This window comes from Pontibacter virosus (assembly GCF_003096355.1).
Lineage (GTDB): Bacteria > Bacteroidota > Bacteroidia > Cytophagales > Hymenobacteraceae > Pontibacter > Pontibacter virosus.
This window is the reverse complement of sequence record NZ_QEKI01000001.1, coordinates 592,841-610,964: the sequence shown is the minus strand read 5'-3', so window position 1 is coordinate 610,964 and position 18,124 is coordinate 592,841. Positions and strand designations below refer to the sequence as shown.

Annotated in this window: 24 protein-coding genes; 15 read left to right on the top strand and 9 right to left on the bottom strand. The window is 50.4% G+C overall.

The window, feature by feature from the left end; translation table 11 throughout:
* Positions 1-114: 114 nt before the first annotated feature.
* The 4 genes from C8E01_RS02720 to C8E01_RS02705 form a co-directional block, all read right to left on the bottom strand.
* Positions 115-378, bottom strand: coding sequence for a putative signal transducing protein (locus C8E01_RS02720; RefSeq protein ID WP_116541796.1), 264 nt, complete (start codon positions 376-378; stop codon positions 115-117).
* An 81-nt stretch (positions 379-459) separates the two neighbouring features.
* On the bottom strand, positions 460-840 hold the full coding sequence (locus tag C8E01_RS02715; RefSeq protein ID WP_116541795.1) for a hypothetical protein: 381 nt from the start codon (positions 838-840) through the stop codon (positions 460-462).
* 151 nt (positions 841-991) lie between these two features.
* Entirely contained in the window at positions 992-2,233 is a 1,242-nt protein-coding gene (gene rocD / locus C8E01_RS02710) for an ornithine--oxo-acid transaminase (protein ID WP_116541794.1), read from the bottom strand.
* Positions 2,234-2,383: 150 nt separating this feature from the next.
* Complete coding sequence (locus C8E01_RS02705; RefSeq protein ID WP_116541793.1) at positions 2,384-2,698, bottom strand: hypothetical protein; 315 nt, start codon at positions 2,696-2,698, stop codon at positions 2,384-2,386.
* A gap of 144 nt (positions 2,699-2,842) precedes the next feature.
* Between C8E01_RS02705 and C8E01_RS21580 the strand changes: the two genes are divergently transcribed.
* The 11 genes from C8E01_RS21580 (at position 2,843) to C8E01_RS02655 (ending at position 10,315) form a co-directional block, all read left to right on the top strand.
* Positions 2,843-3,016 carry a DUF5522 domain-containing protein gene (locus C8E01_RS21580; protein ID WP_317046892.1) on the top strand — a complete coding sequence of 58 codons (174 nt, stop codon included), beginning with the start codon at positions 2,843-2,845 and terminating at the stop codon, positions 3,014-3,016.
* A 133-nt stretch (positions 3,017-3,149) separates the two neighbouring features.
* Complete coding sequence (gene rpmB, locus C8E01_RS02700) at positions 3,150-3,389, top strand: 50S ribosomal protein L28 (protein ID WP_018476578.1); 240 nt, start codon at positions 3,150-3,152, stop codon at positions 3,387-3,389.
* Positions 3,389-5,008, top strand: coding sequence for an aminopeptidase P family protein (locus tag C8E01_RS02695; protein WP_116541792.1), 1,620 nt, complete (start codon positions 3,389-3,391; stop codon positions 5,006-5,008). The genes rpmB and C8E01_RS02695 overlap by 1 nt, the downstream gene beginning before the upstream one ends.
* A gap of 53 nt (positions 5,009-5,061) precedes the next feature.
* The gene (locus tag C8E01_RS02690; RefSeq protein WP_116541791.1) at positions 5,062-5,274 is read left to right on the top strand and encodes a PLDc N-terminal domain-containing protein; all 213 of its coding nucleotides are present in this window, start codon (positions 5,062-5,064) and stop codon (positions 5,272-5,274) included.
* A gap of 122 nt (positions 5,275-5,396) precedes the next feature.
* Positions 5,397-5,585 carry a 50S ribosomal protein L33 gene (gene rpmG / locus C8E01_RS02685; RefSeq protein ID WP_007652246.1) on the top strand — a complete coding sequence of 63 codons (189 nt, stop codon included), beginning with the start codon at positions 5,397-5,399 and terminating at the stop codon, positions 5,583-5,585.
* Between the two features lie 2 nt (positions 5,586-5,587).
* On the top strand, positions 5,588-5,740 hold the full coding sequence (locus C8E01_RS02680; RefSeq protein ID WP_007652248.1) for a DUF4295 domain-containing protein: 153 nt from the start codon (positions 5,588-5,590) through the stop codon (positions 5,738-5,740).
* A gap of 114 nt (positions 5,741-5,854) precedes the next feature.
* The gene (gene ftsY, locus C8E01_RS02675) at positions 5,855-6,814 is read left to right on the top strand and encodes a signal recognition particle-docking protein FtsY (RefSeq protein ID WP_116541790.1); all 960 of its coding nucleotides are present in this window, start codon (positions 5,855-5,857) and stop codon (positions 6,812-6,814) included.
* 18 nt (positions 6,815-6,832) lie between these two features.
* Complete coding sequence (locus C8E01_RS02670; RefSeq protein WP_116541789.1) at positions 6,833-7,348, top strand: peptidase associated/transthyretin-like domain-containing protein; 516 nt, start codon at positions 6,833-6,835, stop codon at positions 7,346-7,348.
* 163 nt (positions 7,349-7,511) lie between these two features.
* On the top strand, positions 7,512-7,946 hold the full coding sequence (locus tag C8E01_RS02665) for a hypothetical protein (RefSeq protein WP_116541788.1): 435 nt from the start codon (positions 7,512-7,514) through the stop codon (positions 7,944-7,946).
* 354 nt (positions 7,947-8,300) lie between these two features.
* Positions 8,301-9,614 carry a 30S ribosomal protein S12 methylthiotransferase RimO gene (gene rimO / locus C8E01_RS02660; RefSeq protein WP_116541787.1) on the top strand — a complete coding sequence of 438 codons (1,314 nt, stop codon included), beginning with the start codon at positions 8,301-8,303 and terminating at the stop codon, positions 9,612-9,614.
* A gap of 305 nt (positions 9,615-9,919) precedes the next feature.
* Entirely contained in the window at positions 9,920-10,315 is a 396-nt protein-coding gene (locus C8E01_RS02655) for a hypothetical protein (protein ID WP_116541786.1), read from the top strand.
* Between the two features lies 1 nt (position 10,316).
* On the opposite strand, the gene C8E01_RS02650 is transcribed toward C8E01_RS02655, so the two are convergent.
* Complete coding sequence (locus C8E01_RS02650) at positions 10,317-10,697, bottom strand: PH domain-containing protein (protein WP_243409392.1); 381 nt, start codon at positions 10,695-10,697, stop codon at positions 10,317-10,319.
* A 256-nt stretch (positions 10,698-10,953) separates the two neighbouring features.
* Between C8E01_RS02650 and bshC the strand changes: the two genes are divergently transcribed.
* Together bshC and C8E01_RS02640 are read left to right on the top strand one after the other, a co-directional pair.
* Positions 10,954-12,531, top strand: coding sequence for a bacillithiol biosynthesis cysteine-adding enzyme BshC (bshC, locus tag C8E01_RS02645; protein WP_116541785.1), 1,578 nt, complete (start codon positions 10,954-10,956; stop codon positions 12,529-12,531).
* Positions 12,531-13,112, top strand: coding sequence for a 5-formyltetrahydrofolate cyclo-ligase (locus C8E01_RS02640; RefSeq protein WP_116541784.1), 582 nt, complete (start codon positions 12,531-12,533; stop codon positions 13,110-13,112). Before bshC ends, C8E01_RS02640 begins: the two co-directional genes overlap by 1 nt.
* Here C8E01_RS02640 and C8E01_RS02635 read toward each other — a convergent pair.
* The 4 genes from C8E01_RS02635 to mnmD form a co-directional block, all read right to left on the bottom strand.
* Positions 13,109-14,197, bottom strand: a complete 1,089-nt coding sequence (locus C8E01_RS02635) for an endonuclease/exonuclease/phosphatase family protein (RefSeq protein WP_116541783.1) — start codon at positions 14,195-14,197, stop codon at positions 13,109-13,111. The genes C8E01_RS02640 and C8E01_RS02635 overlap by 4 nt on opposite strands.
* Before the next feature lie 182 nt (positions 14,198-14,379).
* Positions 14,380-14,697, bottom strand: a complete 318-nt coding sequence (locus C8E01_RS02630; RefSeq protein ID WP_116541782.1) for a hypothetical protein — start codon at positions 14,695-14,697, stop codon at positions 14,380-14,382.
* A gap of 271 nt (positions 14,698-14,968) precedes the next feature.
* A complete protein-coding gene (locus tag C8E01_RS02625; RefSeq protein WP_116541781.1) occupies positions 14,969-15,508 on the bottom strand; it encodes a glutathione peroxidase in 540 nt (179 codons plus the stop codon).
* Positions 15,509-15,562: 54 nt separating this feature from the next.
* Entirely contained in the window at positions 15,563-16,240 is a 678-nt protein-coding gene (mnmD, locus tag C8E01_RS02620; RefSeq protein WP_116541780.1) for a tRNA (5-methylaminomethyl-2-thiouridine)(34)-methyltransferase MnmD, read from the bottom strand.
* A 320-nt stretch (positions 16,241-16,560) separates the two neighbouring features.
* Between mnmD and C8E01_RS02615 the strand changes: the two genes are divergently transcribed.
* Both C8E01_RS02615 and rlmN read left to right on the top strand, forming a co-directional pair.
* Positions 16,561-16,989 (top strand): thioesterase family protein, encoded by a 429-nt coding sequence (locus tag C8E01_RS02615; RefSeq protein WP_116541779.1) that lies wholly within the window; start codon positions 16,561-16,563, stop codon positions 16,987-16,989.
* A 21-nt stretch (positions 16,990-17,010) separates the two neighbouring features.
* Positions 17,011-18,087, top strand: coding sequence for a 23S rRNA (adenine(2503)-C(2))-methyltransferase RlmN (gene rlmN, locus C8E01_RS02610; protein WP_116541778.1), 1,077 nt, complete (start codon positions 17,011-17,013; stop codon positions 18,085-18,087).
* Positions 18,088-18,124 lie beyond the last annotated feature (37 nt).

Sequence of the window (18,124 nt, the reverse complement as noted above, 5' to 3'; positions counted from 1 at the left end):
TAAGTATACGGCAAAGGTACGGCTTATGCGCGGCAAAGCGAAGGTATACCTTGGAAATTGGCAGGCGTTATGCCTGAATTGATTTGATGCTATACCTGTTTTGCGGACGTTTCCTTACAAGTTGTCTTCGTTGTCAAAAGCGGCATCATTAAACCCTTCCAGAAGCCTTTTGGCCTCCTCTTCATCATGACCCGAAATAATAAGCTTAACCGGGTTGAAGCCACCGGAAGCCACTTGAAAAGGAGCGATGCTGCCCATGTGCTCGTTTTGCATGAACACATAAATGCCATGGTTCTCGAGCATGTTTTTGATGACGGCTGCCCGGTGAAAATCGCCGGAGAAAATAACGATGGGTTTGGTTTGTTCTGGTTGTGTCATGTTTTCAATTTAAAATAGAAGCAAGGCGAAGTCCCGTGTTTAGACGTTATCATGCTTTCGCTATTGCTGTAGAAAATATTCTTACTTTATAGATTTTAAGTATACATCCAGCTCTTTCGAACGATGGAATTGTAAGCATTCAAAAACGATAGGTCGAGAGTCTCCAAAATCTTTTATACGGCTCACTGTTATCTTGTTGGCAGCCTCTAGGGCCATGCTATCCAGCGAACGGGAAATGCCTCCAAGGTCTGCTATGTCGTGTAGCATTCCTCTTGAGAAATCTGCTTCTCTAATCTCATTTGCAATTTCTTCTCCCAAAGCGTGGTGCAAGCAAGCACAAAAAGCATAGTCCTTCCTCCATTGAAGTTTTTCTTCTACAGAAACATTGTTTTCTGGTGTCGTTACGTTTGCGGGTGAACAGGAAAACAGGAACAAAGCAGAAATAAACAGATACTTTCTCATTAATCTAAGTTAATCCAAGACTTACAGTTTGTGCTTCTTTTAATCAAAAACTATTGTTTCTTAAAGCTAGTGATTTTTTTGTTTTCGCTTAAAAAAACAAAAGGCGAAGCCAAACAGCCTCGCCTTTATACTTTACTCAGGTATACCTGACTTAGAAGTTCATGATCACTCTTTCAATGATATCACAGCACTCGTGCAGCTGTTCCTCGGTCATTACCAAAGGCGGCGCGAAGCGGATGATGTCGCCGTGGGTCGGTTTGGCCAGCAGGCCGTTCTCCTTCAGCTCCACGCACACATCCCAGGCGGTGCGGCCGTCAACTGCTGGCTTGATCACGATGGCGTTCAGCAATCCGCGGCCACGTACCAGTGTTACCACTTCCGGACGCTTGGCCATCAGTTGGTTCATGCGGTCCCGGAACACTTCGCCCAGCCTATAGGCATTCTCCACCAGGTTCTCTTCTTTGATTACCTCCAAAGCGGCAATGGCCACTGCAGCCGCCATCGGGTTGCCGCCAAAAGTAGAGCCGTGCTCGCCCGGCTGAATACAAAGCATGATATCATCGTCGGCCAGTACACAAGACACTGGCAACACACCACCCGAAAGCGCCTTGCCCAGGATCAGGATGTCGGCTTTCACATCATCATAGTAGCTGGCCAGCAGCTTACCCGTGCGGGCTATACCTGTCTGAATTTCATCGGCCATGAGCAACACGTTGTACTCTTTGCAAAGCGCATGCGCCTTGGCCAAATAGCCTTCCTGCGGAACTACCACGCCGGCTTCGCCTTGAATTGGCTCGACTAGGAAACCGCACACGTTCGGGTTGTCTTTCAGAGCTGTTTCCAGCGCATCGAGGTCGTTGTAAGGTATTACTTTAAAGCCCGGCATGTACGGACCGAAGCCTTTGGTGGAATCCGGATCAGTAGAGAAAGAAATGATGCCTGTCGTGCGGCCGTGGAAGTTGCGCTCCACCACAATGATCTCGGCATTGTGCGAGGCGATGCCCTTCTTTAGGTAGCCCCACTTGCGGGCCAGTTTGATGGCCGTCTCCACAGCCTCGGCGCCAGAGTTCATGTAAAGCGCCTTGTCGTAGCCGAACAGCTCGCAGATGTATTTCTCGGCTATACCCAGTTTGTCGTTGTAAAAAGCGCGGGAAGTGAGCGTGAGTTGCTGCGCCTGCTCAATCAGGGCGTTGATGATGTGTGGGTGGCAGTGTCCCTGGTTCACGGCGCTGTAGGCCGACAGGAAGTCGTAATAGCGTTTGCCTTCCACGTCCCACAGGTATACGCCCTCGCCTTTGTTCAGCACCACCGGCAGTGGGTGGTAGTTGTGGGCGCCGTATTTTTCTTCGGTTTCGATAGCCTGCTGGCTGGAGGTGATGGATAGCGTGCTCATAGTTTATTTGTTAAAAAAAGCTGTTGTCTGAAACTGGGGACAGAGCTGCGCCACAGGCTGCAACTCCGGACCTATATTTACAGGGATTTTGATGAATTGTTGTAAATATAGTGAAATCGGCCTGAATTATACCTTTACCCTTATGGCAGGCTAGGCGTGCCCGGCCTGCCCCTTCAAGCACTGTCTGAACACCGTGTAAAAGCCCTCCGGGTCGTACTCGGCGTAGATGTTGGTCATGATGCCGAACTGGTTGTCATCGGTCCGGAAACCGTATACCTCCTCTTCGCCATTATGCGCGGAAGGCGAAGGCACGGCATGCCGCTCGAGCAGGGTAAGCTGTGTAGGAGAGATAGCCTTGCTCAGTTCAGAACAGTAGACCTGCTGGTGCTGTATGCTAAAGGTGTTCACGAAGCCACGGGCACGCATGACGGACACGGCCTCACTTAAATTGTTGAAACGGGACATGGTTTTATAATTTAGGTGTTGAATTCGTGGCAAGGAGCAATATATTATTTAACGCATATTTAGTGAAAGAGGGAGGGCGAGCAGGCATTATTTGGTGAACGGCCCGGATTTGCTGATATTTGACGTTTAAAAACAAGTATAGCGGTGAGTGATCTGAAAGAAGGAGAAGACTTTTACTTTGAGCGGGGACTGATGGTGCTGACGGCCAAGTACCTGCTTAAGCGTGGCTACTGCTGTAAGAACGCCTGCCGGAACTGCCCATACGGTTTCACCAAAAAGAAGAAAGAAGCCGAAGAGAAAGGTTCAGGCAAGGTATAGGCGACACAATTAAAAGGCCTTTGTAGCTGTTTTAGAGTATGTTTAGTTAAAATTATCTGCTATGCCTTTGACATTGTGTATCTTTTTATAGATATTTGCACCCCTATTGAAATAATTTAGAAGAAAATACAAGATGGCACGAGTTTGCGATTTAACCGGAAAGAGAGTACAAGTAGGAAATAACGTTTCTCACGCTAATAACAAGACAAAGCGTAAGTTCTATCCGAACCTTCAGAAGAAGCGTTTCTACATCCCTGAGGAAGATGCTTGGGTAACCCTTAAAGTTTCTACTTCAGCATTGAGAACAATCAACAAGAACGGCATCTCAGCAGTGCTGAAGAAGGCTGTTGAGCAAGGCTACATTATGTACTAATGGCAGCCTTCCGGCTGTGTGCACTGTTATGCTGGCTGTCCTTTGCGGCAGTAGCGCAACCGCACGTAAGCTCGGAAAAGCCATCTGATACTTTAGATAAAGAGTTTCACCGGCAACGGAGAGAGGTGGTGCGGCAACAGCTGCCCCCTCGCTCCGTTGCCGTTCTTTTTGCCAGTCCCGTGCGCAACCGCGCCAACGACGTGGACTACTACTACCATCCCGACCCCGACTTCTACTACCTGACCGGGTATACCGAGCCGAATGCGGTGCTGCTGCTTTTCCAGAGTCCGCAGCACGTGAACGGCAAGCAGGTGCAGGAACTGCTCTTCGTGCAGCCCAACGACGAAATGCAGGAGCTCTGGAACGGTGGCAGGTTAGGGGTGCAGGGAGCTGAAAAAGCGATAGGTATAGCCACGTTGGCTAACACTGACTTCTCCAGCTTTACACTCGACACGGCCAACCTGCAGCACATCCTGATCAAGGAACTGCCACACGACGTGCGCGATGATACGGCTGACGAAGCCGATTTGTATAGTCTGCTGAGCCAGTTCAAGGCAAAAGTGAAGTACCCGGCTAATTTCAGTGCCACCCGCAGTATGCTGTATGGCATTGTGCGGGAGCATGGGCTGGGGCAGGCGGAAGGTGTCTCTGTTTACATTCAGGAGGCTATGCAACAGGAGCCGACGTTGAAAAACGATCAAGCGCTCCAGGGCTATTTGCAGGCAAAAGACATGCGTGCCCGCACCAAAGCCGTGGCCGCTATACCTGAGCAGAAGCTTGACGCCTTTACGCTCGATCAGGTGCTGGATCAGCTGCGCGAAGTAAAAACGGAAGCAGAAATCAGATTGCTTCGCAAGGCGGCAGGTATGTCGGCTATCGGGCAGATCGAAGTGATGAAAGCCATGAAGCCGGGCATGTCCGAAATGGAGGTGCAGGGCATACACGAATTTGTGTTCAAAAAATACGGGGCGCAGCATGTGGGTTACCCCAGCATTGTTGGGGCCGGCAACAACGGCTGTGTGCTGCATTATACCTCCAGCGCCAAGCCTGCTATACCTGGACAGGAGTTGGTGCTGATGGACGTAGGGGCCGAATACCTGGGCTATACCGCTGACGTGACCCGTACCATACCTGCCAACGGCAAGTTTACCAAAGAACAGAAAGCCATTTACGAACTGGTACTGAAGGCGCAGGAGGCGGGTTTTCAGCAGTGCAAGATGGGCAACGCTTTTAACGCGCCACACCAGGCCGCCGAAGCTGTGATTGCTGACGGGCTGGTAAAGCTGGGCATTATCAAGAAAAGAGAAGACGTGCAGCGCTACTTTCCGCATGGCACTTCCCACTACCTGGGCCTCGACGTGCACGACCGCGGTAGCTTTGGGCCTTTCCAGGCAAACACAGTTATTACGGTAGAGCCGGGTATTTACATACCCGAGGGCAGTCCCTGTGACAAGAAGTGGTGGGGTATAGGCGTGCGCATCGAAGACGATATTCTGATCACTGAAAAAGGATGGGAGAATTTGTCGAAGCAGGCACCGCGCACAGTAGAGGAGATTGAAAAGACCATGGCGCAGCCGAGCGCGCTGGATGGCTTTACACTGCCTGCTTTGGGAAAGTAGTTGGTGCCGGGAAGTATTAAGGTATATTGCATTCCGGTTCAGGTATAAAGAAGATGGATGCAAACTTTCAGGACTCAGCACTCTACTACATTGTTGGTGCTGCGCTTATCTTACAGATGTACATCGTGTGGGACATCTACCGGAAGGACTTTCGGGATGAGTGGAGCAGAACGCTGTTTCTGGCGGCTGTGATGCTGATGCCCCTTCTGGGGATGGTGATTTACGCCGTTTTTTCCCACAGATTTCTGAAAGAACAAGAGGTATAGCGAGGTATAAAGCAGGGCTTCAGGGGACTTGAAAACGCTTCTTTAGAAAAATTTATACTTTGTTTGTAATTAGAGATTTAAGCTTGTATATTTGCAGTCCTAAATAAAAATTTACTGTTGAGATGGCTAAAAAAGCAAAAGGTAATAGAATCCAGGTAATTATGGAGTGCACAGAGCATAAAGCGACTGGCATGCCTGGAACTTCAAGGTACATCACTACCAAAAACAGAAAGAATACGGCTGAGCGTTTAGAGCTTAAGAAGTATAACCCTGTGTTGAAAAAAGTAACTGTACATAAAGAAATTAAATAACCATGGCTAAGAAGGTAGTTGCAACCCTAAAAACCGCTACAGGTAAAGATTGGGCGAAAGTGATCAAAGCCGTTAAGTCTCCAAAAACTGGTGCTTACAGCTTTAAAGAAGAGATGGTGCCTGTTGACAAAGTGCAGGAGTTCCTTAAGAAGTAATTAAGCCTACTCTACTTATACATAGATAGAATACATGAAGAAGTCCCTTTATTGGGACTTTTTTAGTATATTACCGTATCACACCGAGATAGTCTCACCCTACAACACACGCAAATGGGAATTTTTGACTTTTTCAGCAAAGAGCAGAAGAAAGAATCGCTCGACAAAGGTCTAGAGAAAACCAAAACCAGCTTTTTCGGGCAATTGAGCAAAGCAGTCGTGGGCAAATCCACGGTAGACGTGGAGGTGCTCGACGAACTGGAGGAAATTCTGGTGCATGCGGACGTGGGGGTAGAGACGACGGTAAAGATCATCGACCGCATTGAGAAGCGCGTGGCCCGCGACAAGTATGTGAGTACAAGCGAGCTCGACAGGATCCTGCGTGAAGAGATTGCTGCCCTGCTTGAGGAGAACCGGGCCGGCGACGGCGCCAACTTCGATCTGCCGGCAGGTATAAAACCTTATGTGATCATGGTCGTGGGCGTGAATGGCGTGGGCAAAACCACCACTATCGGTAAACTAGCCTCGCAGTTCCACAAAGCCGGCAAAAAAGTCGTGCTGGGTGCTGCGGATACGTTCCGTGCCGCGGCCGTGGATCAGCTGATCATCTGGGGTGAGCGTGTGGGTGTACCGGTTATTTCGCACGGCATGAACACGGATCCGGCCTCTGTGGCCTATGATGCCGTAAAGAAAGGGGTGGAGATAGGAGCCGATGTGGTGATCATCGACACGGCCGGCCGACTGCACAACAAAGTGGGCTTGATGAACGAGCTCTCGAAGATCAAGCGTGTGATGCAGAAGATCACGGTAGACACCCCACACGAGGTGCTGCTGGTGCTCGACGGCAGCACAGGCCAGAATGCCCTGCTGCAGGCGCGAGAGTTTACCAAGGCTACCGACGTAACGGCGCTGGCTATTACTAAGCTCGATGGTACGGCTAAAGGCGGTGTGGTGATCGGCATATCAGATGAGTTCAAGATTCCGGTGAAATACATCGGGGTAGGCGAGAAGATAGAAGACCTGCAACTGTTCGACAAGAACCAGTTTGTGGAGTCGTTCTTCTCCCGCAAATAGATTTTAGCTGTTGCCTGTATGGGGAAATTGCTGTTGATAGGGCTGTCGCTTTTGCTGACCATGTGTAACGGTACCCAAGGTACGTCGGGACAAGAAGGCGAAGCGCAGGACACGCAGCAGGAACTGAAAACGCAAACAGGCCAGCAGATGCAGATAAAACAAGGTATACGGGGACAAATACTCTGGGAATCGGGCAACCGAATGCCTTCTCCGGACGCACCCCCTTCCAAAGGCCCTCGTGGCGTAGAGCGCACCGTATACATCTACGAGCTGACCAACAGCAGACAAGCCACCACAACAGACGGTGTTTTCCACACCAACATCCAAACCAAACTAGTTACGCAGGTTAAGACAGATGCCAACGGCAACTTCGCAGTTAATCTGGAGCCCGGCAGGTATAGCCTCTTCACCAAAGAAGAACAGGGCCTATATGCCAACCTTTTCGACGGAGATATGAACATCTCTCCGGTAGAGGTAAAGGAGGGCGAAGTAACCGAAGTTGAGTTTTTGGTAAACCATAGCGCCTTTTATTAGTTTACCCTGCAGTTATCGGCCGTTTTGCCATACACTTGTAAAAGGATTATCCTTCAGAAAGTTACCGTGCTAGTCGTGCAGACTGAACGGTTAGTGCCGCTACTTCGACTACAGCTATAAACAAGCTTACCTACAAAGATTCACTTTTAAATGAAGGTGCACTATGACTGAAGGAGAAGACAGCATGATGGATATGGTATATGAAGCTGTGCCAAACATCCTAAGTGTGAGGTGGTCGGATGAGCTGAGCGTTGAGTCTGCCCGGTTTTTCCAAACCATCGTAACGCTGTTCACTGCGATACACGAAAAGCAGGTCGCTAACCTGATGGTGGCCTCTGGCAAGCCTGCGGGTGGCGTACTCACCGAAGACATCATCCACCACATCGTTCGCAACATTCCCGATACCCCTCTACAGCGCATCGCCATTCTGGAGTCATCCGATTACCTCTGGGACGCAAACCTCTACCAGGTAATCAAGCTTTTGATAGTTAACCATCATTTGCCGATTGCAATCGAAGTAGTGAAAGACGAAGCTGCTGCCCGGAAATGGTTCCACCAACCGGTAAATGCTGAAAAGTCGAGCGTAGGCAAGGTATAAGGTATAACCAGAAGCTACCACGCGGCGCTCTTAAGCAGGTATAACACGGAGAGTTCAATTCGCTATACCCGTTGCTGTTCTTTTATTACGCAAACATGTTGTACTTTTGCAGTTCATTTGCCCAATCGAACTAATGCGCAGTCGCAATGGTTTTGAGTGATTGGGAATTACCGCGCAAGAGCTTGTTTAAATTTTATTTTTGCAAGCGAAAATTGGTCAGAATGGGTTCTGATGAAGTAGTTTATGAGTCGCATAGCACCGCTACGTGACGAAGAAAGAACGAAGTCAGGTTCCGTTATGGGCAATTTGCAGCGCAAAGTATGAAGTTTGAACATGCTCTAACCACAGAAATAAGTGAAAGTAAGAAGTTTAAAGAAAGACAAGGTAAACGTGATCACACTGGGTTGTTCTAAAAACCTGGTGGATTCGGAAGTGCTGATGGGGCAGCTGCGCGCCAACGAGTTTGATGTGGCGCACGAGTCTGCAAACGACGATTCGAATATCATCATCGTGAACACCTGCGGCTTTATAGACAACGCCAAGCAGGAGTCCATCGATACCATTCTGCGCTACGCAGAAGCCAAGGAGGCAGGGCAGATCGATAAGCTATACGTAACGGGCTGTCTGTCGCAGCGCTACAAGGATTCTTTGGAAGCAGAGATTCCGCAGGTGGATGCCTACTTCGGTACGCTGGAAATGCCACAGCTTCTCAAAAAGCTGGAGGCCGACTACAAGCACGAGCTGATTGGGGAGCGTTTGCTTACGACGCCTTCGCACTTCGCTTATTTCAAAATTGCTGAGGGCTGCAACCGTCCCTGCTCTTTCTGTGCTATCCCTTTGATGCGCGGCAAGCACGTGGACCGTCCGATCGAGGACCTGGTGAAGGAGGCGAAACGACTGGCCAGCATGGGTACCAAAGAATTGATTCTGATCGCTCAGGACCTGACGTATTACGGTCTGCAGCACTACGGTGAGCGTAAGCTGGCTGACCTGCTCCGCAACCTGTCTGATGTGGAGGGTATAGACTGGATCCGCATGCAGTACGCCTACCCGTCGCAGTTCCCGATGGAGGTGTTCGATGTGATGAACGAGCGCGAGAACATCTGCAAGTACCTCGACATGCCGCTGCAACACGTATCGGATAACATGCTCAAGACCATGCGCCGCGGCATCAGCAAGCGACGCACGATTGAGCTCGTAGACCAGATTCGTCAGCGCGTGCCAGGTATAGCCCTGCGTACCACACTGATCGCTGGTCACCCGGGTGAAACCGACCAGGACTTCCAGGAGATGTATGATTGGGTAGAAGAGACACGCTTTGAGCGCCTGGGTATTTTCACCTACTCTCACGAAGACAACACGCATGCCTATACCTTAGAGGACAGCGTGCCGGATGAGGTGAAGCAGGAGCGAGCTGACGCCATCATGGAGTTGCAGCAAGGCATATCGGTGGAGCTGAACGAGGAGAAAATAGGCAAGACTTACAAAGTGCTCTTTGACCGCAAAGAAAGCGGCTACTTTGTGGGGCGTACCCAGTACGACTCGCCGGAGGTAGACAACGAGGTACTCGTGCCAGCCGACAGCCAGTATGTACGCATAGGCGATTTCGCCAACGTGAAAATCACCGATGCCTCCGACTTCGACCTGTATGGCGATGTAGTGCTATAGGTGATTTCTGGGTCGAGCGTTCGCAAATCAGGTATAACCTAAGCGAGGAGTTGGATCAAGAACATTTAGCCAACAAACCAAGCAGAATGCTACTGGGCTGCGACTTCCCCAGAAGTCTTTTGTACTTTGCCTGAAGCTTCTTTGTATGGTCTGCAATAACCAATATCAAAGGGAATTCCATGTTTGCTTCGGCGAACAGGGGGTTCCCTTTTTTTGATTATAGCCCGGAATTATGTATTATGGACTTTTGAACCTAAGTATTGCACCAAACGCAGGCTTTTGCATTAGAAAGCCATCTCTCCCAGATGCGGCACATTAAACTACTTACTACAGATTCGCTCACCCTTGAATACAATGCTGTGGAAGATTACATTGCCGCCACCTGGCACGGCACCTTCACCAGCCATGTCATCAAACAAGGCTACGAACAGATCCTGTTTTTCCTGCAAAAAGAGCGCTGCCATAAACTGCTCGACAACCACTACGACGTACAGGGCCTTTGGGTGGAGCTAACCGATTGGCTGGCCGATGACTGGCATCCGCGTGCAGAACAGGCGGGCTTAGAGTTTCATGCCGCTGTGTACTCACAGGATTACTTCAGCCGACTCTCCACGGACAGGGCCATTAATATGGTGCGGAATGGCATTACCAAGGGCTTCGAAACGGTTGAAAATGCTGAGAACTGGCTCATTTCGCTCTAGCTTATTTTAGCACGTATTTGCTCAGCACCTTGTAAGCCTCATTCACATTGTCACCTTTGCGAAACTCCTGTTTAATAGTGGGAGAGGCTTCTCCGGTCAGCCAAATCTTAAGCTCGGCATCAAAATCCATCATGCCGGCACTCTCCTTCGAGAACATTTTGATGCTGGCATACGGCACACTCTGGTACTCGATTTTAGAACCAGTCAAGCCCTGCTTGTTCACCACGATCAATCGCTTGTTCGTGAACACGAGCATGTCGCGGATGAGTCGGAAAGCTTTTTCTATTTGCTCGTCATCGAGCAGGATGGGCTGAAATTCTTTGGTGAGTTTCTCGACAGGCACCGCCGAGGCATGTCCCAGTAATCCGTTTAGTAGTCCCATGTAGTTGATTTGATAAAAGATTATTTGACAAGGGGTAAAAGGCCAATGCAGGTATAGGCTCAAAAGAAAGTGCGCTGCAGGTTTTCCCTAAAGCGTATACGCATAAACTTCTGATTCCATCCGCCTATACCTGTTTTCTATCGTATCAGCTGTATATCAGAAATAAAAAAACGTACTTTGTGGCAGAACATTGGCAAAGGCGCCTTGTTGTACCGGGCAAGTAGCCACACGTGCGCAAGGCCACAAAACAGAGCAGATGGAAGTAACCGATATGAAAATAACGAAGGTAGACTATGCCGACACAGGCGCCTTCTCCCAGACAATAGCCGATTACCTTGCCCAGAGCGAAAGGCTGCAGGCTTTCTACCACCGCTTCCCGACACTGGAGGCTTTTGGCGAGCAAATCAGGGAGAAGCAGTTCACGGAAGCCCAGCGCCAAACCTTGTTTCAGGCACTGCAGGAGCAGTATAGCTCCGTAGCTGATATCCACCCCGCTGTGCAGCAAAACCTGGAGCTGTTGCAGCAGCCCAACACCTATACCGTTACCACAGGGCACCAGCTCAATATCTTCACGGGGCCACTTTACTTCGTGTATAAGATTGTAACGGCCATCAACACCTGTCGCCAGTTGAAGGAGAAGTATCCGGACTACAACTTTGTGCCCGTGTACTGGATGGCCACCGAGGACCACGACTTCGCGGAGATCAACCACTTTAACCTGTTTGGCAAGCGCTATACCTGGGAGTCGGAGCAGGCAGGTGCGGTGGGTCGTTTCTCCACAGCAGGACTCGACAAAGTACTGGAAGAACTGCCAGAGGCTTTCCCGGTTTTTGAGGAGGCCTACCGCAACAGCAAAACACTGGCCGACGCAACCCGTGCCATGACACATGCCCTGTTTGGAGAGTCTGGTTTGGTGAGCATTGACGGGGATCATAAAGGACTGAAGAAGGCGCTCATACCGGTCGTAGAAAAAGAGCTGACCGAGCAGCTTTCGAATAAGTTAGTAGAAGAAACGAACGCGCAACTAGAGCAGCTGGGGTATAGGCCACAGGTGTTCTCCCGCGAGATCAACCTGTTTTACCTGCGGGACGGGGTGCGCGAACGCATTGTGCAGGAAGGCGACCAGTATAAGGTGCTCAACACCGACCTCAGCTTTACGCTGCAGGAGATTGTGCAGGAGGCACAGCAGCATCCGGAGCGCATCAGCCCGAACGTGATTCTGCGCCCGCTGTACGAAGAAATGGTGCTGCCGAACCTGGCTTACATTGGTGGCGGTGCCGAGGTGGCATACTGGTTCCAGCTAGGGAAGGTGTTTGAGGCCCATCAGGTAACCTTCCCACTGATCATGCTGCGCAACTCGGCGCTCTACATCAGCAAGCCCAATGTGACGCGTATGCACAAACTGGGTCTGCAGCCACTTGATTTGTTCCGGGATTACCAGGAGCTCAAAAAGAAACTCTCGTCGCAGCTGCACGAAGCGGAGATCGACTTAGAAGCGCAGCGGGAGGCCGTGGCGCAGGCATTTAAGCAGGTAGAGGAACTGGCCACAGGTATAGACCCGACTTTGGTAAAAGCCGTGGCGGCCGAACAGCAGAAGGCCACCAACTCGCTGCAAATGCTCGAGAAGAAGCTCTCCAAAGCCCGCGACAGCAAGCACGAGCAGACCTTCAAGCAACTCGAGAACCTGAAAGACAAGCTCTTCCCGAACGGCAGTCTGCAGGAGCGCCAGGATAATTTACTCTCTTACCAGACCAATCACCCGAACTTTATACCTGCCCTGGTAGAAGCCTTTGACCCACTGGAGTTTAAATTCACGATACTGGAGGAGGAATAATGCGCAAAGCTGAGCTGCGAAAAACCATGCTGCAACGCCGCCGGGCCCTCTCCGTCGACGTGGTGGCGGTGCGGAGCCAGTGCATAGCCGATTTGTTTTTTCAGCACTTTCCGCTTCAGGCGGGGCAGACGGTGCACGTGTTTCTGCCTATCTTGAAAAACAAAGAAGTGAACACCTGGGCCATTATTGAGCGGCTGCGGCTGGAGTACCCCGAGGTACGGGTAGTGGTGCCTGTAACCGATGCCGCACAAAATGTGCTCACCCATCATCACCTGACAGAGGAGTCGGTGCTCATAGAAAATGCCTGGGGTATACCGGAGCCGAAAGACGCCCTGATCGTGCATGCTAACGAGGTGGATCTCGTGCTGATCCCTTTACTGGCTTTTGACAGGCAAGGCCATCGTGTAGGGTATGGCAAAGGCTTCTACGACCGATTCCTGGCCGACTGTCGGCCTGATGTGGTGAAGGTGGGGCTGTCGCTGGAGCCGCCTGTGGAGCGCATTGCCGACCCCAACGAGTACGACGTGCCGCTTGATTATGCCATTACACCCGAAGGAATTTGGCCGGAGGTTATACCTTAATCATCTTCTTCCTGCGCTTCTTCTTTGCCCTCTTCTATGGTTTCGGCCGCTTCTTCTGCTGTGTCTTCATCGGGCTGCGGTTCTTCCTGCTCATACTTGTTCTCAGGCGCAAAGCTTAAGATGGCCAATATCGGGAAGTGATCGGAGTTGATGTGCGGCAGGCGTTCCATTTTCACCAGCTTGAAGTGATCGGAGTGAAAGACGTGATCCAGGGGCCATCGCAGCAGCTTATACTTTGCGTTGAATGTGTTGTAGAAGCCCCGTCCAATACGAGGATCCAGTAATCCGCTTACTTTCTGAAACAGGGTGGTCGTGTGTGACCAAGCCACATCGTTGAAATCGCCCGCCACAATCACAGGGTAATCAGAACCCTTCACTTCTTTGCCGACCAGTACGATCTCAGCATCACGTGTTTTGGAGTCGTCATCTTCTGTGGGGACGGGCGGCTTGGGATGGACCGCGTGCAGTTCTACCCATACCCCGTTTCGTAGTTGCACATAGGTTTTAATGGAAGGCACTTCTTCTTCGAGCAAATACCGGGTGCGTGTCTGTCGCAGGGGCAGCTTGCTGTACAAGTGCATCCCATAAGTATTCGACAGGGGAATGGCAACGCGCTCCGGAAAAGAATCGGTAGCGGGGCGCAAACCTTTCTGCCAAATGCTATCCGTTTCCAGAGTGAGCAGGATATCGGGGCTGTGTTCCTGTATCAGGTCGATAAGCAGCTGGTGCTCCACATTGTGCTGGTATACATTGGAAACCAGGATGCTCAACTGCCCATCCGCGGGGGCATCGGCAGGCGCCTGCTGTACCTGAACTGGCGAAAGAAAGGTATACGGATAGATGTTGACAGCCTCAAACACAAGAGAGGCGACGAGCCCAGGAATTAAGATCTTATCTATGCCGTAGCGCCACCAGCGCAAAACCAAAAAGATGAGCAGGGTGAAGGCGGCCAGTACAAATATTTGACTTCTTGGAAAATCAAAAATGCGGATGTACCATGCTTCAAAAGGCAATAGCGGCACAAAGGTCGCTAGGATGAGTATGGTAGCCACAGTTCTCAGTGCAATGACTGTAGCGTTGTGCATAGGTTAGGAGTGTTTTGCAGCGTCTGTTTAGGAAGGGTGAATTTTTCTATATAGTTGGTTTGCAGTATTACGCAAGCTCCGTGCAGATGTTAGGAGAGGGTTAGTCTGACTGAAGGGGGTAGCAACAAAAAGCCCCGCTGCAGGTATGCAACAGGGCTTTGAGTGAGGAACGCCAACAGCGTTTATTTCTTTTTGCCATTTACCACCTGGCGGAGTTGAGCAACAGGGCCAAATTCAGCCTGCTCAATTGTTCTGCCACCCAGGTAAATTTTGCGCAGCTGCACTTCAACAGGTGCCATGGTGCGGGTCATATCTGAACTCACCACTTTGGTGTAAAACTCGCGGGCCTCCAAAACTGCACCGCGCTCAAACTGATGTCTCGACTCGTTTTTGTTAACGGGCAGGCCAGGGATCACCTGGTAAGTCGTGCACACTACTTCGTACTTCGCCTTGAATGGGGTTACCAAAGGCTTCACCACTTTCTGTAATAATTTCTTCATTTTGCTTCCTGTTGATTTGCTTTCATTGCTCTAAGACAATGCAAAATAAGACTTAATTCCAGAAATAAAACAATTTTTGTAACACAGGGCGAAAAAAAATCTGAGAAACAAAAATGTAAGTGGCTGCTTTATACTTTGTTAAGATAAAACTATGCTGCAGAAGGGCATTGATAGGAAGCTTGGGATAAAACATAGGTACAAAGTATACCTGCTATACCTTTGCATCTTGCTTAACAGACCATTATGGCGAAGTGTGCAACTTGCTGATATACTATTTGTTAGCCTGTTCGAGGGTGTCCGGCGTTACCTCAGTCTTTTGCAGCAGGCGCTCTATGTCCGGTGTTATTTTCTCGGGTTTGGTGATAGGGGCGTAGCGTTTTACCGGCTTTCCACTGGCGTCGATCAGAAATTTGGTGAAGTTCCATTTCACGCGGCTTCCCAGCAATCCGCCCAGTTCTGACTTCAGGTACTGAAACACCGGATGGGCGTTATTGCCGTTTACGTCCACTTTTTCCATCATCGGAAAACTCACGCCATAATTGATCAGACAGCCCTGCTCAATCTCTTCTTTGCCGCCCGGCTCCTGGTTGCCGAATTGGTTGCAAGGGAAGCCGAGAATAACCAACCCTTCGTCTTTGTATTTCTTGTAAAGATTTTCAAGGCCTTCGTACTGTGGCGTGAAACCGCAGTGGCTGGCTGTGTTTACGACCAGCACGACCTTCCCCTTAAAATCTTCCATGTTTACTTCCTTGCCCTGCAAAGAAGTAGCCGATAGGTTATAGAATTCGCTTTTGTTTCGAGATGTGCTCATTGATTCTTTTGTAAGGTATATGCTATACCTCAACCGAAATTCGATCAAAAGGTTTTATTCCACAGGTCTGATGCCGCGTGTCATTTCCCTTTTGCCCGGAGGTCCTGGCAGGGCTTCTACTTCGTAACCGGCAGCTTTGAGGCTACGCTTAAACGAACCCTTTGCGCAGTAGGTCACCAGCACGCCGCCAGGGCGCGTAGCCTGGAACAGCTTGGCAAACATGTCGTCAGACCACAGCTCGGGCTGTTTTTCGGGAGCGAAGGCATCGAAGTAAATCAGGTCGTAGTAGGCGCGTGGAGGCACGAACTCCTCGAGTGTTTCGTGGATCTTTTGCAGCGTGAAGTAAGGGATTACGTCGACTGGCTCATTCCAGGGTGCCTGGTGCAGGTCCAGAAACGCATCGTGCAGCTCCGGGTTCAGGATGGCTTTCTCAAACTGAAGCTGTTCTACCACCTCCATGGTCAGCGGAAACTTCTCCAGCGTGTCGTACTGCACAAAGGCTTTCTGAGCCAGCGCAAAGGGGTAAGTGAGGATGGCGTTGAGGCCGGTACCAAAACCCACCTCCAGTATTTTGATGTCTTTGCGAAGATTAAGCACATGCTCCAGGCCGTGCTTAATGAAGACATGCTGCGACTCCTGCAAAGCGCCATGCACCGAGTGGTAGTGCTCGTTCAGTTCGGGCACGTACAGGGTGTTGGAGCCGTCTTTGGTCTGCCTGATTTCGAGATGCATGATTATTTGTTTACTTTACAAATGTAAGCAATGGTTGGGGAATAATGAGGAATGAATAATGATTAATGAATAGTGAGGAATGACTAATTTGGAATCAATAGTGGTTAATGGTTGATGAAGAATGATTGACGCGCTAAACCATTCCACGGCCCAACTCTCAAACTACGCAGCTGATCCGGACATCCTTGCCCTCATGAAGCTTCGGGACATGGATACCCCGAAGAGCATTTTCGTCTTTTTGGATAGGTGGCTTTGGATAGCGGCCTATCTCAATTGGGATGATAAAACCATCAACAATTTAACCCACAACAATTTAAAACATGCCCCGCATCAAAGTAGCTATACCTGCACACGTCTCTTTCGAGGCATCTATACCTGTGCGCATCACCGACCTGAACTATGGCGCGCACCTCGGCAACGACGCGTTGCTCTCCATTCTGCACGAAGCCCGTCTGCAGTTGCTCCAGCACTTCGGCTATACCGAGCTCGACCTGGGCGGCGCCAGCCTGATCATGGCCGACGTGGCCATCGAGTACAAGGGCGAGGGTTTCTACGGGGATGTGCTCAGGCTGCGGCTGGCTTTCGACGATGTGCACAAGTATGGCTTCGATATTACCTACCACGTGCTCAACCAAAATGGCAAAGAAGTGGCCCGCGCCAAAACCGGTATGCTGTGCTTTAACTACCAGGAACGAAAATTAATGGCACTGCCCAACGAAGTAAAAGCCCGGATTGAAACTAAAGCCTAAGTATTTTTGTAATTTTGTGGTATGAATTTGATTGCAGATATACCCGTTTTAAATAAAAAAGACATCCGTAAGCTGTCGCTCGACGACTTAAAGGCATGGCTGGTGGAGCAGGGCGAGAAAGCGTTCCGTGCCAAGCAAGTCTATGAGTGGATCTGGAAGCACTCGGCGCAGTCGTTTGACGAGATGAACAACGTGAGCCTGGCCCTTCGCGAAAAGCTGGACCAGCACTTTGCCATTAACGCGGTGCAGGTGGCCACCAAGCAGATCAGCAACGACGGCACCATCAAGTCTGCTTTCAAGTTGCACGATAACAACATTGTGGAGGGTGTGCTGATACCCCACGAAGAGCGCAAGACCGCCTGTGTGAGTAGTCAGGTAGGGTGTTCGCTTACCTGCAAGTTTTGCGCTACCGGCTACATGGACCGCGTGCGTAACCTCGATGCCGCCGAGATCTACGACCAGGTAGTGCGCATCAACCAGCAAAGTCTGGAGCAGTATGGTCAGCCGCTTTCCAACATCGTGTACATGGGTATGGGAGAGCCGATGCTGAACTATGCCAACGTGATGAAGAGCATCGAGCGCATCACCGCGCACGACGGCTTGGGTATGGCTGCACGCCGTATTACGGTGAGCACGGCAGGTATCGCCAAAATGATAAAGAAGATGGCCGACGATGGCGTGAAAGCCAACCTGGCCCTATCGCTGCACGCCGCCAACGACGAGAAGCGCAACCAGATCATGCCGATCAACGAAACGAACTCGCTGGAGGCGCTGACGGATGCCCTGAAGCATTTCCACGAGGTGACGGGTCGCAAAGTGACTTACGAGTACATCGTGTTCCAGAACTTCAATGACACCCTGCAGGATGCCGAAGAGCTATACCGTTTCTCTAAGGTTATACCTTGCAAGATCAACTTGATCGAGTATAATCCGATCGAGAACGCTGACTTTAAAAATACTGACGAAGACCGCTGGCAGAACTTCATTTACTACCTCGCCGACCGTGGCGTGCAGGTGAACGTGCGCCGCAGCCGTGGCAAAGACATCGACGCTGCCTGCGGACAACTTGCCGTAAAAGAGAAACAGCCCGCTGCTTAAGTTTAGGCTAACGATAAAGCAAAAGGCTTCTGCTATA

Coding starts and splice junctions, on each gene's coding strand:
- C8E01_RS02720 (WP_116541796.1), bottom strand. CDS start 378: ATGACACAACCAGAACAAACCAAACCCATCGTTATTTTCTCCGGCGAT.
- C8E01_RS02715 (WP_116541795.1), bottom strand. CDS start 840: ATGAGAAAGTATCTGTTTATTTCTGCTTTGTTCCTGTTTTCCTGTTCA.
- rocD (WP_116541794.1), bottom strand. CDS start 2,233: ATGAGCACGCTATCCATCACCTCCAGCCAGCAGGCTATCGAAACCGAA.
- C8E01_RS02705 (WP_116541793.1), bottom strand. CDS start 2,698: ATGTCCCGTTTCAACAATTTAAGTGAGGCCGTGTCCGTCATGCGTGCC.
- rpmB (WP_018476578.1), top strand. CDS start 3,150: ATGGCACGAGTTTGCGATTTAACCGGAAAGAGAGTACAAGTAGGAAAT.
- C8E01_RS02695 (WP_116541792.1), top strand. CDS start 3,389: ATGGCAGCCTTCCGGCTGTGTGCACTGTTATGCTGGCTGTCCTTTGCG.
- C8E01_RS02690 (WP_116541791.1), top strand. CDS start 5,062: ATGGATGCAAACTTTCAGGACTCAGCACTCTACTACATTGTTGGTGCT.
- rpmG (WP_007652246.1), top strand. CDS start 5,397: ATGGCTAAAAAAGCAAAAGGTAATAGAATCCAGGTAATTATGGAGTGC.
- C8E01_RS02680 (WP_007652248.1), top strand. CDS start 5,588: ATGGCTAAGAAGGTAGTTGCAACCCTAAAAACCGCTACAGGTAAAGAT.
- ftsY (WP_116541790.1), top strand. CDS start 5,855: ATGGGAATTTTTGACTTTTTCAGCAAAGAGCAGAAGAAAGAATCGCTC.
- C8E01_RS02670 (WP_116541789.1), top strand. CDS start 6,833: ATGGGGAAATTGCTGTTGATAGGGCTGTCGCTTTTGCTGACCATGTGT.
- C8E01_RS02665 (WP_116541788.1), top strand. CDS start 7,512: ATGACTGAAGGAGAAGACAGCATGATGGATATGGTATATGAAGCTGTG.
- C8E01_RS02655 (WP_116541786.1), top strand. CDS start 9,920: ATGCGGCACATTAAACTACTTACTACAGATTCGCTCACCCTTGAATAC.
- C8E01_RS02650 (WP_243409392.1), bottom strand. CDS start 10,697: ATGGGACTACTAAACGGATTACTGGGACATGCCTCGGCGGTGCCTGTC.
- bshC (WP_116541785.1), top strand. CDS start 10,954: ATGGAAGTAACCGATATGAAAATAACGAAGGTAGACTATGCCGACACA.
- C8E01_RS02640 (WP_116541784.1), top strand. CDS start 12,531: ATGCGCAAAGCTGAGCTGCGAAAAACCATGCTGCAACGCCGCCGGGCC.
- C8E01_RS02635 (WP_116541783.1), bottom strand. CDS start 14,197: ATGCACAACGCTACAGTCATTGCACTGAGAACTGTGGCTACCATACTC.
- C8E01_RS02630 (WP_116541782.1), bottom strand. CDS start 14,697: ATGAAGAAATTATTACAGAAAGTGGTGAAGCCTTTGGTAACCCCATTC.
- C8E01_RS02625 (WP_116541781.1), bottom strand. CDS start 15,508: ATGAGCACATCTCGAAACAAAAGCGAATTCTATAACCTATCGGCTACT.
- mnmD (WP_116541780.1), bottom strand. CDS start 16,240: ATGCATCTCGAAATCAGGCAGACCAAAGACGGCTCCAACACCCTGTAC.
- C8E01_RS02615 (WP_116541779.1), top strand. CDS start 16,561: ATGCCCCGCATCAAAGTAGCTATACCTGCACACGTCTCTTTCGAGGCA.
- rlmN (WP_116541778.1), top strand. CDS start 17,011: ATGAATTTGATTGCAGATATACCCGTTTTAAATAAAAAAGACATCCGT.